This window comes from Nocardia sp. NBC_01388 (assembly GCF_045040085.1).
Lineage (GTDB): Bacteria > Actinomycetota > Actinomycetes > Mycobacteriales > Mycobacteriaceae > Nocardia.
In genome coordinates, this window is the sequence record NZ_CP109553.1 from 1,209,567 (window position 1) to 1,223,247 (window position 13,681).

The following is a 13,681-nucleotide window of genomic DNA, read 5'->3' on the forward strand; positions in this document are numbered from 1 at the left end:
AAGCTCTGGTCGCTGCGGATATGCAAACTCGCAGTTCGACCGTCTAGTCGTCGCTATTCGATTGCATCATGTTGCGATCCAATCGAAGCGATTTCTGGCATTCATCATCAATACAGTCCCGACAGCTCTGACCGATTCAGCACATGTAGTTCGAATCGCAGCGCTTTGGGACCGGCTGAGTCATGCCGAATCCAGTAACGATACGCCGTACTCCAGGGCTTCGTGCCCTTCGTATCAGAACTGGCAATTCGGCGGTTGGATTGGAGGTTTCCGTGGCAGAAAATCCGTGTGGTCGCTGTGGTCGCGTGTGCCGTGACCGATTGCTGAATATTCGTCAGATAAGTGAGCGGACCGGACATTCCCCGGACCGGATCAGGCACCTGCGGACACAGGGACACTCGCTGTATTCGCGGGCGTGGAAGAACAGTGATGCCGCGAATTCCCCGCTGCTGCTGGAAGCATCGGTGGTCGATGAATGGGTGCGAGCCCGCAAAGAATCCCAGGGGAACCGGTGATGACCGGCGCCGGTAGGAACCGGCGAATCCGTGACAACCGCCGAGGTCGGGGGGCATCGGGCTATTGCGCTGGTCTGGTGGTGATTACGGCTTGCGCGACGGCGATGACCGCGACTGCCGCTTCGGGCACCGCGATGGCGGACGCCTCCCCGTCAGCGGTGGAGGCATCGGGCTGCCCGGCCGTGACAGGTGTGTTCCTACCAGGGACCTGGGAAACGCACGCGGGCGCTGACGAAACCCAGGCTGTGGGCTTGTTCGCGCCGGTGGCAACGGCGTTGGCACAGCAGTTCGGCTCCCAGTTCCAATATCGGTTCCCCGCGTACGCCGCCGAGGCGTTCGACGGCATGGCCTACAGCGACAGCAAGGCTACCGGCGTCGCGGCCGTCCGGCGGGTCGTCGGCGATATCGCAAGTGCCTGTCCTGCAACGAAATTCGTCCTGGCCGGCTACAGCCAGGGCGCCGACGCGATGGGAGACGTCGCCGCCTCGATCGGATGCAATGGGGATCCGCTCACCGCTGATCGGGTGCTCGGCGTGGGACTGGTGGCCGATCCGAAGCAGGGCACTGCGGGCGGCAAATTGATCGGTCCCACCGTCGACGGGCAAGGCATCGCCGGCACTCGTGCGAGCGGGTTCTGTGCTTTGTCGGCGGTGACCGCGGAAATCTGTGCCACCAAAGACAAATACTGCGCCACGAACTCGAGCGAAGACCCGATCACCGCCGGCATCGGACGGGCCCTGACCCAGTCCAGCGACTCAATGGGCACCGGCAGTAGCGGTACGAGCCAGCAGGACGACTTGGGGCACGCGCTCTCGACCGATCTGTCGGCTGACAAGATCGCTGATCTGCCCGCGACCCTCACCCGTCTGGGTACCCAGGCGACCACCGGCACGGACTCGTCCGCCCTGAGCACCACTGCCTCGGATGCGGCGAAAACCCTTCAGCCCCTCTCCGATCTGAGCACTTGGGTCTCCGATACCCCCGACGCACAGAAGAAGCTCTCGGATGCACCGGAGGGCTCCGCGGACAAACTCGCCGGGTCCGTTCTCGACGGGGTGCGACGTTCCGACGTCAGCAAAGCAGTGGACGCGCTGTCGGATCTCAGCACACAGAGCGGGAAGACCAACAACGAGACCGACCGAGCGCAGGCCGCGAAGACAGCCACGAATGCCATAGCGCCACTGACGGATTCGCTGTCCTCGTCCTCCTCCGATCTGGCGTCGCAGGCCGCGCAGGTACTTGCGGTGCTCAAGCCCACGGTCATTGTCAACCAGTTGGTGAACGTCGTGGAAAACGGATTGTCGTTCGCGCAGAACGTCCCCACCCTGGCGGACACGCTGGGCCGGATGATCGGGCTGCTCGCGAATCCGGCCATGGACACCGGCGCCAAGGTGAACGGGCTGCACGAGCTGTTCGGACAGCTGAACAACCTGTTCCAGCCGCTGGTGAAGATGGCCGCCGGGGTTGATCTACACACCGCCTCCCGACTGATCGCGATGATCCCGGATCCGAGCGGCACCGCCCAAATCGTCTCGGCGATCGTCGGTGTATTGGCCAATCTCGATGTGGCGCAGCTGGCACAGCAGTTCGGCCAGCTGCAGGACAAGGTGTGGGCGCTGGCCCAAACCATCAGCAGCGGAGGCGATCTGCTCGCAGTCGGTGCCCGCCTGCTCGACTTCGTACCCACCGCGCTTGGATTCGCCACGCTGGCACTGAACACCCTGACAGGACAGTCGACCTCGACCGGGGGCGAGCAGAGCACAACCGATCTGAGCGGCTTGTCGAAATCGCTCACCACCAAGAGCGGCACGACCAGCGGAGACGGCATTGATGCGCTCTCGAAGTTGCTGTCCGAAGGCGCGGACGCGGTGTCGTTCCTGACCTCGGGCGTGCACGAGAGCTACGACCACTACGTCGTGGATTCCGACGGTCGTACCGCGGTGCAGTGGCTCAGCGACTGGTTCAGCAACCGCATCCGCCACGTCGTCGGAGTGGTCTGATGGGCGCGCTGGCCGTGGTCCTCGTCCCGGTCGCCGCCCTCGCGATCGCCGGCGCGGCGCTGCTGCTCGGGTCCGGGGACCGCACACCCATTCAGCAGGGCTGCCTACCGGATGTGCCACGCACGCAACCACATACGGGCGCGCAAGTCGTCGTGCCGCTGCCAGCGGGAACCTATACCTTGTCCTCGCCCTTCGGGCCACGCGACGGAGGAATACATCAGGGTGTGGATCTGGCCGCCGCGGCGGGCACCGCGATCCTGGCAGCCACCGACGGCACGGTGACCGCGGCCGGCCCGGCCGACGGGTTCGGGAACTGGATCATCATCGACACCCAGATCGACGGCAGTGTGCTCTCGACGGTGTACGGGCACATGTTCGACGACGGCGTGAACGTCACTGTCGGACAACAAGTGCAGGCAGGGCAGCGCATCGGTGCGGTGGGCAGCAACGGTGAGGCCACGGGCCCGCACGTGCACTTCGAGGTGGTGCCGGGCGGACGGCTGCAGGGCAGTCATCAGATCGACCCCGTGCCGTGGCTGGCGCAACATGGCGCCGCGATCGACAGCTCCGATGCGGTGGTGCAGCAAGTCGCGACTACGACGCCCGCCGATGCGACGGGCGTCGTGAAGACGACGGGCGGCGCGAGGACATCGCGAGCGAGATTCGGTGTCGCACTAGCGGCTGGATTCTCCGCAGGATGTATGCCGGTCGTCGCGAGCGGCATAGGCGGCGGCCGGGACCTGCGGACCGGTTCTGTGCCTGCGGCATTCGAACCGTGGATCCGCCAGGCGGCCACCACCTGCGTGGAAGTGACCGGGCCTTTGTTGGCCGGTCAGGAGGAGCAGGAGTCGGGGTTCAACACCGAGGCAGTGTCACCGGACGGTGCGCGGGGACCGGCGCAGTTCATGCCCGGAACATGGGCGAACTACGGCATCGATGTCGAAGGCAAGGGGTATGCCGACGTCACCTCGATTCCGGATGCGGTGATGTCGCAGGCGAAATACGACTGCGACCTGGCGCAGAGTGCGAAAACTGGTCTGGCGCAAGGAACTTTGCACGGTGACCTGACCGAGTTGTGGCTGAGCATGTACAACTGCGGCCCCGCAGGCACTTTCGCAGCCGGGGGAGTGTGCCAGAACTCGCAAACCGTGAACTACGTGAAAGCCATCCCCGCACTGGCCGCTAAATACGCTGCGGCGCTGGGCGGCTCGTCGTGAACGCCGAGCCGAATACCGGCGCCCGCGATATCTGCTGGACATCCATCCGATCGCCGATGGCCTGCGAGTGCTTCGTCCACACACTGCTACGTGACTTCGCGGGCGGCATCGAAACAGACACGCCAGCACAGAAACTGGGAAGGGAGCGCCGTGATGGACAACGACCTCGAGACGAGTGCTGACACCGTCGAACGTGACGACTACACCGCCGAACAACCGGTGGACCTGCGCCGGCAGCGACTGCGGATTGGCAGCGACGACGGCAACCGAGGAATCAGGGAGGACACAGACAGCGACGTGGGCTCGGCGCAGAGTGAGGATGCTGTGGCGCTGGCGCAGGACGACCCCGACCCCTACGGCGTCGGCGAGGAGAATCTGGCCGGACCGGGGGAGCCGTCCGCAGACGAGGTCGCGGCCGTGCGGGAAGCACGGCTGGCGATGCTGCTTAAACCCGCGGCGGGCGTGCATACCGACCCCGCCCGGTGGGGGTGGCGCGGGCGCGTCAACGCCTTCGGATTGCGGGTGCGGCCCCCGCGGCGTGGGGAGGAGGTGGCGTATCGGCAAGCGGTGGAACGCATCCGCCAGCCACTGCCCGGCACCCCGGTCGTGCTGGTCGCCAATCCCAAAGGCGGCAGCGGCAAAACTCCCGCGGCAGTGTTGTTATCGGCGCTGTTCGGTCGGCATCGCGGGGGCCGGGTCGTGGCCTGGGACGCCCACGAAGCATGCGGAAGTCTGGCCTCGCGCGCAGCTTGCTGCCCGAGTGACCATACCGTGTGGGATGTCCTGAGCCACGCCCATGAACTGTGCACGGCCAACGCCGACGCCTCCGGGCTGGCCCGGTTCCTGCAACGCCAGCCCACCCTCGATGAGATCCTGGCCTCGGACCAAACGCCCGGCGGCAGCGTGTGCATCGGCCGCGACGAATGCGCGGCGATCCTGGCAGTGTTGCGGCGCCACCGCGAAATAGTGGTTGCCGATACCGGCAACAATGATCGCGCCGAGGGGTTCCGGTGGGCAGTGGCCAACGCCACCCAGTTGGTGGTGCCGGTCATCGGGCGCCGGGATGTGATCGTGTCCGCGCTGCGCTTGCTCGACGGCATCGCCGAAGACGGTCACGAAGACCTCGCCGCCCGCGCGGTGATCGCCCTGTGCGGTGATGGCCCTGTGCAGACGGAGGTCGCGGACACCTTGGCGGCCGCGGGAATTACGCGTGTCGTGCCGGTGCCGTTCGACCCGGTACTGGCCAGCGGCGAGCGCATCGTCGTCAGCAGACTGGGCCGCCCGTCGGTGCGTGCCTGGACCGAAGTCGCTGCCATGGTGGCCGACAGCGTCGCGGAAACCCTTGCCGCCCGTCACCTTCCGATGGAAACCCGGTTCGTTCCCGATGCCCGCTGGGCGGCAGGTGCCGACGAGACGACTCATCAGCGGCTGCTGGCGTATGCGCTGCATGAAGGTCAGCTCTCGCGTAGTCGAACCGTCCGCGCTCCCGCCTCTCCCGCCCTGGTCGAGGACCTCGACCCGGGCTGGTGAGAACCGATCCGAACATAAATGAGGTGAACGGCTATGGAAACGAAACATATTGTCCTGCTGGGAGTTAGGGCTTGCCGGAGCGTGGGATCGGCTCTGGCAGGCGCCGTGGTGGTCGTCTGGGCTGCTCCGTCGGCGTCCGCGCAGATCACCAACCCGTTGGGCGGGATCAAGCCGGACTTCGGGCTCTTTGACGGCGCGTTGGATTCCTCGTGGAAGCGGATCGTGGCGTTCCTGTGGGCGTTGGTGGTGATCGGTGCGTCGGTGCGGGTGATCGTCGGGGCGTTCAAGGTCAAACGCGCCAAGTCCCGCGGCTACACCAACGATCTCGCCGAAGGCAGTGAAGACCTCCAAGACGCCCTGGTGTCCCTCGGCCTGGTCGGACTCGCCTCCCCGCTCGTGGCCACCGTTCTGTTCGTCGTCGGCGGATGAACCGCCCCTTCCTGAGGAGGTCGCAGTGAAAAGCACCCACGGCCCACGCTTCGCCGAACTCTCCCCAGATACCGCGACGAGCGCACCACCATCTTCGGACAGTCCGGCCACCATCCCACGCCGGGCCCGGACGCCGCTGCGCCGGTGGCTGATCGCAGCTCTGGCAGCGGTCTGCGCCACTGCCGCAGTACTTTTCGCTGTGGAGTCGTGTGGGTCGAGCTCTTCGGGCGGCCACGACCCGGCGATGACAATCCGGGTCGCGCATGGCCCGACCGCGACCACCGGCGGTGTCGCGGTCGGATACGCCCACGACCGGGCGGGCGCGGAAACCGCGGCGGTGAACACCGTGCAGGCCCTGACCCAGGCCGGCCAAGGACGCATCCCGATGTCCGCGGTCGAGCACGCCGTCATCGCCCGCGATCCTGGCCCGGGTTTGCGGCGTTCGCTGGGCATCGGCGCGGACCGCACTCCCGGACGTGATGTGGTCAATCTCGTTCCGGCGGCCGTGTCGATCGTGGAGTTCTCCCCGTCGGCTGCGCAAGTGAGTGTGTGGACGGTCGCGGTGTCCCGGTCCTCGATCAGCGAAGGTGATCCGGTCTCGGTGATCACCGCGTGGGCCACCCACAGTGTGTCGCTGGTGTGGGAAGCCGGTGACTGGAAGGTGAAAGAACTCACCTCCCAGACCGGCCCGACACCCGAGCAGAGCGTGGCGCCCGGCGCGCAGTCCCCGCTGAGCGGGGCCCTCGAGTCTGGTTACTACAGCTTCTACATCAACTAGGGGGTGGACAGGTCATGCCTCTACGACGATTCGCCACCGTAATCTTCACCGCGACAGCCATATTCACCGCGTGCCTGCATTCGGTAGGGATCGCCGCTGCCGACCCGAATACCACAACACCGGCCTCGGCCGGATCGCTGCCGGACGGGTTCCCTGCGGATCTGCGTCAATTCGTCGCCAACACCGACGAATTCGAAGCAGCGTGGTTCTCCGGCACCTGCGCCAACCGCGGAGGCGACGTCGGCGCGTATGTGAATGCGGTGATGCCGGCCGAAGACCGGCTGATGTATTGGACCGCCGACGACACACAGAAAGCTCAATTATTAGGGGCCGACGTCCCGGTCACCGGCAGACAGTCCGAAGCACTAACGATCATCAGCCAACACACGGAACCTCCGAAAAACATGCTGCCCAAGGTGTTTCCCTCCGGAGACCCCGCCTACCGAATGCCGGCACCCACATGTGCCGATGACCTGAAACGCTGGACGGGATCGTCGGCGGGCAACGCCTGGGGCTTCGACTGGGCCACCCACCCCGATGATCAATCCTTGAGCGCTATCCGCGCACAGCTCGGCGGTCAGAAAGTCCCCGACCAGGTGTGGAGCGACCCCTGCCACGTCGGATTCGCCTATTGCACACACGCCTACTTCGTCAACTGCGCCAACTCCGACCCAGCCACCGGCGATCAAACCGCCTGCCTGATCTGGAATCGCGCGGTCGGCAAGCTCTTCGGCGGCACCGCCAACTGGCTCGACAAGAACACCAGCCTCACCGACACGATCGAGAAAGCTGTGGACACGGCAGTCGGCGCGAACTTCGCCGCGGGTGCGGCGATAGTGTCGGGATTCGGATGGTTGTGGAAAGCCGGAGCGGCAACGCTGCGATTCGTCGACAACCCCCAAAGTGTCATCGACGACTGGGCCAACTCCTCCAAAGACAGTGCCGTGCAATTGAGTTCACAGGTCCTGGACGGACTGGACAGCGTCGGCAAGTTCGACCCCACCGCGGACTGGTTCCTGCACTGGTACGCCCTGAGCACCGGCATCGGGGTGATCGTCATGGGCGCGATGACCCTGCTCGCGCTCTGGCGCGCCGCCGCGAAAGGCGAAACCCTCAAGACCATCAGCGCCGACCTGTTCGGCTACATGCCCGCCGGGGTGCTGCTGATGCTCTTCGCCCCGATGTTCGCGACCCTGCTGGTGAGTCTGGCCAACGACGCCTCCGACGCGATCACCCGCAGCTCCGGGCCGGACAGGGGGCAGATGATCACCAACCTGCAGACCTTCACCGGAAAACTCACCGCGAGCAACTTGGCGGGCGGGGTGCTGGTCGGGCTGATCTTGTTCCTGCTGTTGATCGCAGGGGCGCTGGCAGTGTTCTTCGGACTGCTCATGCACCAGGTCGCCCTGCCGATGCTGGCCGTGGCCTCCGGGATCGGGTTCGGGATGTGGGTGCACCCGAACTGGCGCAAGAAGGCGCTGCGCCCGGTGCTGTTGTTCATCGCGATCGTGTTCTCCAAACCCCTGCTCTTTCTGCTGCTGGCCACCATGACCGGACTGTTGAACTCCGCCTTGACCGGCAGCGGGGGAGATCAACAACAGCTCGGCACCCTCGGACAGCTCTGCCTGGTCGTCGTCGCCTTCCTCATCGTCGGGCTGGCGCCGTGGACGTTGCTGCGCTACGCACCATTGCTGCCTTCACGTTCGGACGCCGCAGGATTCGGCCAATCGGGGTCGCTCATGGCCGGCGCGGTCGGCGGCGCCGGCACTGCGATGTGGTGGACCGGCCGCCGCAGCCCCGGAGGCGGGAAAGCCGGTGGACAACAAGAAGCCAGTGGGCAACGAGCAGCCGGTGACGGTGCAAGCGGCGGTGCTGGTGGAGGCGGCGGACGGCCTACCGGCGGTGGTCGCGATGGTTCCGGTGAGACAGGGTCAAGTAGCCCGCGCAGCAGCAGCGGTGGTGGGGACGGCTCGCCCGGCTCGCCTACTGCCGCCCGGTTCTCCGGAACTTTGAGTTCGAATGCTGGGTCCAAGTCCGGCCGTGGCAGGTCGGCCGCGCGCGCCTCGGTGGGCGCTTTGGGCTCGGTCGGAGGTGCACTGGGCAAAACGGCGATGGTCGCGACACCGATTGCGGCGCAAGCCGCATCAGGGGCGTTGAACAAAGCCCGCAGTACCGCCGAAGCCGCACCCGGTGAGGCCGAGTCTGGGAGCGGCGAATGAGTACCGGGATGCGCACCAGCATTCTCGGCGGCGAGATCGCCCGCCGCAGCTGGCTCGGACTCTCACGCCCCGTCTTGACCGCTTGGGCGCTGAGTATCGGTGCCGCACTGGCGATCTACATCCTCGGCGGCGGACAGGCATGGGCCATCGCGACCGCCCTCGGATGGCTGATCGGCGTGTTCGCAGCGACGATGGAATGGCGCGACAAACCCTCCTGGGCATCGCGGCGCGCCCACGATCTGCGCACCTGGACCCGCCGTCGCCGCGGTGAGCACGTCTACCGCAACCCCGGCGACCCCGCGTGCGGGGACCCGGCCTTGGATCCGGGCTGGGAATTCCCGCCGCCGCTGGGCAATACCGCACCGTTGCCGGTCGCCGGCACCGGCCTGGACGATATGTTCATTCTGCGGACCGCCAATCCTGGTGAGCGCCCGTACTATTCGGTGGTCATCGCCGTCGACGGGATCGCCGACGGGCTCCGCGGTGATGCCGCCTACGCGGCAATGTCGATGGCGTTCGGGACGTTCCTGGCACAGATGGCCCGCACCAGCTCCCACGTGCGCGGCCTGCAGTTGCTGCACCGCAGCATCCCCCACGATATGACCCGCCACACCCGGTGGGCCCATGCCCGGGTCGCCCGATTGCGTGATGCGCGGTTGCTTCCGGCAGTGCAGTCCTACGGCACCCTCATCGACACCCTTACACCGCTCGCGGAGGAACACCGGTCCTTCCTCGTGCTGCGATTCCCGCAGACCGAGGCGTTCATGGCTGAAACCGCCCGGCTCGCCCGCAACAAGAACGCCCCGATCGGCGGCGGCATCGCCCAAGTCGTGCGGGACGAAACCGAACGTGCCACACGACTATTGGCGATGGCCGGCATGGGGCGGGTCGATGTGCTCGGCGAGCGCAGAGTGTGCGCGGTCATCCGGGCGTTGCTCGATGCCAGCTACAAGATCGACCGGCACCGCGATGCCACCTGGGCGAGCTGCTGGCCCAGTTACGTCGGCGGCCCCGACTGCGTCGCGATCGGGCCGCAAGGGCACTGGCGCACCCGCGTGGGACACATCCCCCCGCGGGTGATCGAACCCGTTGCGCTCGGTCCGCTGTGGCTGGCCCCGCTGCTGACCGGAGTCGAGGCAGATCCCGGCGACGACGACATCGCCCCGATGCCCACCATCCGCACCCTGAGCGTCCGGTTGGATTTCGTTCCCGCCCATCGTGCCCGCGCGGCCACCAAGGGCGACGTCACCGCCGATCAGGCGCGCAAGGCCAAGGAACAGCAGAAGGGCAAACTCGACGACGGCTCCACCGAAGTCCTCGCCGACGCCTCTGAACGCCGCCGCCAGGACCTCATGCCCGGTACCGGACACCACGGCGCCATCTACACCGCCAGCATCGCTGTCACCGGCCGCGACCTCGACGACCTCGACCGCGCCTGCCTGCGCGTCACCGAAGCCGCGAACGAATCCGCGATCACCGAAATCGACTGGTGTGTAGGCGATCACGACGTCGCCGTCTTCACCACCCTGCCCCTGGCCCGAGGACTCGCGGCCACCCCACACACCCGGTAGGAGGTGCCCCCATGCTGCGACACCAGCCAAGCGTCGCCCGAACGTCGTCCGTACAGGACAGCCCAACCGCTGCCAAGAGCCTGGCGGAGAACGCTGAACCGCCATCGCGGCGGCGTGCGCCGCGGCGCACACGGTGGCTGGACCGGTACGGCTGGTACGAGCCACGCAACGAGGGCGCCTGGACCACCACCCGGCAAGCCGAGGCCTGGAATCTGGCCACCAGCCGCCGTCGCGTCCGCCAAGACGGGGTGCTGGCCGGACTCAACACCATTTCCCAGGAACTCGAGATCGTCGACGCCTTCGCCGCCTACGGCGACGAAACCTCCGGCATCAACGTCTGCGTCATCGGCGACATCGGACGCGGCAAATCCTCCTGGATCAAAACCGTCTGCGTCCTACGCCAACTCGTCGCCGGCCGCCAAGTCGTCATCCTGGACAAGAAGCCCCAAGCCGGACGCGGCGAATACACCCCCTTGGCCGAAGCCCTTGGCGCAGAAAGCATCCGATTCAAAGTCGGCGGCGCCGGTGCCCGACTGAATCTCCTCGATCCGGCCATCAGCACGGGCGGGGAACACCACGGCGGCCTCGACGGTGTCGTGCCCGCCGGACAGGAAGCCCTGGTACTGGCCGTGCTCACCGACGCCATGGGCCGCCCCCTCGACGAGAAAGAAAAAGCCGCCGTCGGCACGGGCCTGGGACTGGTCAACGCCGACGCCCGCGCACACGGCCGCGACCCGATCATCCGGGAACTGGCGATGCGCCTACTCGATCCGAACCCCGACGACGGGCATGACCTCGGGGATCGCTGGAGCGCACGCGCCCTGGAATGGGGCCTGGAACCCGGCTTGGCTCTGCTGCGTCTGGCCGACCGCGACCTGCGCGGGCTGGTCGACGCACCCACCAGCCCCGCAGTACGCGACGCCCTGGACACCCACGCGCTGGTCCATATGGACCTGTCCGCGCTGCCGACCGAGGGGCCCGCATTGCGGGTGGTGATGACCACCGCGAACACCTGGCTGGCCAACAAGCTCGCCGCCCGCTCGGCCGCGCACGAGCAGACCATCCTGGTTGTCGAGGAAGGCTGGCATGTCGCGGTCGGCTCCACCGGTGAAGTCTTCCGGTCGAATCTGAAACTCTCTCGGGGACTGGCACTGTCGACCGTGTCGGCATTCCACCACCCCGCCGACACGCCCGCCGATTCCCCCGCGCGATCCTTGATGGCCGAAGCCTCGATCGTCGTGTTGTTCGGCCAAGCCCGCGCCGACGACGCGGTCGAAACCGCGCGCCTGTACCGGCTGCCGCCCGGGACCGAAGAAACGTTGATGCGGCTCGGGCGCGGGCAGGCGCTGGTCAAGATCGGCTCCCGGGACCCGATCCTGATCACCCATATCCGGTCCCCGTTCGAGGCGGCACTCACCGACACCGACGCGGCCATCACCGGAGACCCGGACATCCTGTCGCTGCGCACGCTCGCCCGCACAAACGCCGAAGACGATGAGCAGCAAGGCGAACCGTCATGAACGCGGGACGCGCGATTCCACGCCCGGTGCGGCGTGAACCGATCCTGCCCGCCGGGATGACACTGGCGCTCTACGTTCTCGCCACCGTCGTGGTCGGGGTATTCGGCGGCGGCGCGCTCTCCGGAGTTCTCGTAGGGCATGGATTCGGAATCGTTGCGCCAGAACAGATGTCGGCGACACTAGTCGGGCTGGTGGCACGGCCTGCCGATCCCGCTACCGCGTGGCCCAGTGACCCGAGACCTGGTCCTGCCTGGCTGACGTGGCTGTGTATCGGCCTGGTCGCCGGCCTGTGGTGGACGGTGATCGCCATGGTGGGCAGCGAAATCGACGCCCGCCTGCGCCGCCGGCACCGCGACGGGCTCGCCGGCTCGGCGGACCTGAACCACCTCGGACTCGACGAGCGCTCCGCCGCGCACAAGGCCGCCTACGAATATCCCCAGCTGGCCAAGCAGCACCCGGTCCGTCGAAGGCTATCTCCGCCCAGGCGGCGGCGGTGAAAAGGCTTGCACAGCAGGGGCAAACGAAGCAGTCGCCGTTGGCGGTGGATGTCGGTGCCTTGATCGGGCAGCCGCGCCGGCACGTGTGGTTGCAGCACCGTGACGGCGTGATCGTGCACGGCCCCACCGGCGCCGGCAAAACCTGGCGGGTGGCCTGGCAGCGCGTCATCGACGCACCCGGCTTCGTCCTGGCCACGACCACCAAAGCCGACTTGGTCGCCGCCACTCTCATGGACCGGGCTTCGCGCGGGCGGGTGGCGGTGTTCGACCCCGAGCACCTGACTGGGTGGCCCGACAGCCTCGCCTGGTCGATCCTGACCGGCTGCACCGACCCCGACACCGCGATCCGCCGCGCCGACGCCCTCGCCCGCGCCATGCCCTTGGAAGGCACCCGCAACGGTGCCTACTTCGAGCAGAAGGCCGCCACCATGCTGCGCTGCTGCCTGCACGCTGCCGCGCTGCGCGGGCTCTCGATTCGCGAAGTCCGCGTGTGGGTCTCGGCACGCACCAACCACACCCCGGTCGACATCCTCGCCGACACACTGCCCGACTGGGCCAGCGAACTCGACCAAATCATTTCCTCGGCAAGCGAATCCAGCGACGACGTTCTGGCCGCCGCATCTCGGCTGCTCGAGCCCCTGGCCTCCCCAACACTGCTAGCAGCAGTCGATGTACCGGTCGAGCAGTCGTTCGATGTCGGCGAATTCGTGCTCGGGGGAGCGAACACGCTGTATCTCGTCTCCCGCGGTACTTCCCGGTCGATGGCACCGTTCGTCGCGGCCCTGGCCTCCGAGGTCCATCATGTCGCCGATCGCGCTTCACAGTTGATGCCGGGCAAGCGCCTGGATCCGCCGGTGCGGTTGGTGCTGGATGAAATGAACAATGTCGCACCGATTCCCGACCTGCCACAGATCATGACCGATTCGGGCGGCAAGGGCATCACCGTGTGGGCGTTCGCTCACAACCAGGACCAGAACGAACTGCGCTGGGGCGCCGAAGGCGGCAGAGTCCTCGCCCAATCCGCGCCCGCCATGCTCATCCTGCCCGGCCTGCGCGGCGTCGAAGAACTTTCCGCCCTCTCGCGGCTGATCGGCGAACGCCGCCGCTGGGAAGCGAGCCTGCACGAAGGATCACGCAGCTACACCCTGCACGACGACACCGTGCTACGCACCGACGAAATCCGCGAACTAGGCACCGACCACGCACTGCTGATCTACCGCAACGCCCCCGCCATGCTGCTACGCCTGCCTAGCGTGTGGGAACACCGGACCTGGCGCGAGAGCGTGACCACCTCCACTCGCGCCTTCGACGACATCGTCGCCGGACGCCGCCCACCTCCGACACATCACCAGATCAGCCCGTCGCGGAACAAGCAAGAAGGGATCTGCGATGAATAGCCCACTGG

The 13,681-nt window shown here is 66.9% G+C and carries 10 protein-coding genes; all 10 read left to right on the forward strand.

The window, feature by feature from the left end; translation table 11 throughout:
• Positions 1-619 precede the first annotated feature (619 nt).
• The 10 genes from OG716_RS05705 (at position 620) to OG716_RS05750 (ending at position 13,673) form a co-directional block, all read left to right on the forward strand.
• Complete coding sequence (locus tag OG716_RS05705; RefSeq protein ID WP_405136641.1) at positions 620-2,515, forward strand: cutinase family protein; 1,896 nt, start codon at positions 620-622, stop codon at positions 2,513-2,515.
• Entirely contained in the window at positions 2,515-3,732 is a 1,218-nt protein-coding gene (locus tag OG716_RS05710; RefSeq protein ID WP_405136642.1) for a peptidoglycan DD-metalloendopeptidase family protein, read from the forward strand. Before OG716_RS05705 ends, OG716_RS05710 begins: the two co-directional genes overlap by 1 nt.
• 153 nt (positions 3,733-3,885) lie before the next feature.
• Positions 3,886-5,262: a MinD/ParA family protein gene (locus OG716_RS05715; RefSeq protein ID WP_405136643.1), complete on the forward strand. Its 1,377-nt coding sequence runs from the start codon at positions 3,886-3,888 to the stop codon at positions 5,260-5,262.
• Positions 5,263-5,295: 33 nt separating this feature from the next.
• Positions 5,296-5,691, forward strand: a complete 396-nt coding sequence (locus tag OG716_RS05720) for a hypothetical protein (RefSeq protein WP_405136644.1) — start codon at positions 5,296-5,298, stop codon at positions 5,689-5,691.
• A gap of 25 nt (positions 5,692-5,716) precedes the next feature.
• Positions 5,717-6,469: a hypothetical protein gene (locus tag OG716_RS05725; RefSeq protein WP_405136645.1), complete on the forward strand. Its 753-nt coding sequence runs from the start codon at positions 5,717-5,719 to the stop codon at positions 6,467-6,469.
• 14 nt (positions 6,470-6,483) lie between these two features.
• The gene (locus tag OG716_RS05730) at positions 6,484-8,688 is read left to right on the forward strand and encodes a hypothetical protein (RefSeq protein WP_405136646.1); all 2,205 of its coding nucleotides are present in this window, start codon (positions 6,484-6,486) and stop codon (positions 8,686-8,688) included.
• A complete protein-coding gene (locus tag OG716_RS05735; RefSeq protein ID WP_405136647.1) occupies positions 8,685-10,259 on the forward strand; it encodes a hypothetical protein in 1,575 nt (524 codons plus the stop codon). Before OG716_RS05730 ends, OG716_RS05735 begins: the two co-directional genes overlap by 4 nt.
• An 11-nt stretch (positions 10,260-10,270) precedes the next feature.
• Positions 10,271-11,779, forward strand: coding sequence for an ATP/GTP-binding protein (locus tag OG716_RS05740; protein ID WP_405136648.1), 1,509 nt, complete (start codon positions 10,271-10,273; stop codon positions 11,777-11,779).
• Positions 11,776-12,276, forward strand: a complete 501-nt coding sequence (locus OG716_RS05745; RefSeq protein ID WP_405136649.1) for a hypothetical protein — start codon at positions 11,776-11,778, stop codon at positions 12,274-12,276. The genes OG716_RS05740 and OG716_RS05745 overlap by 4 nt, the downstream gene beginning before the upstream one ends.
• Positions 12,273-13,673, forward strand: a complete 1,401-nt coding sequence (locus tag OG716_RS05750; RefSeq protein ID WP_405136650.1) for a type IV secretory system conjugative DNA transfer family protein — start codon at positions 12,273-12,275, stop codon at positions 13,671-13,673. Before OG716_RS05745 ends, OG716_RS05750 begins: the two co-directional genes overlap by 4 nt.
• Positions 13,674-13,681: the final 8 nt, after the last annotated feature.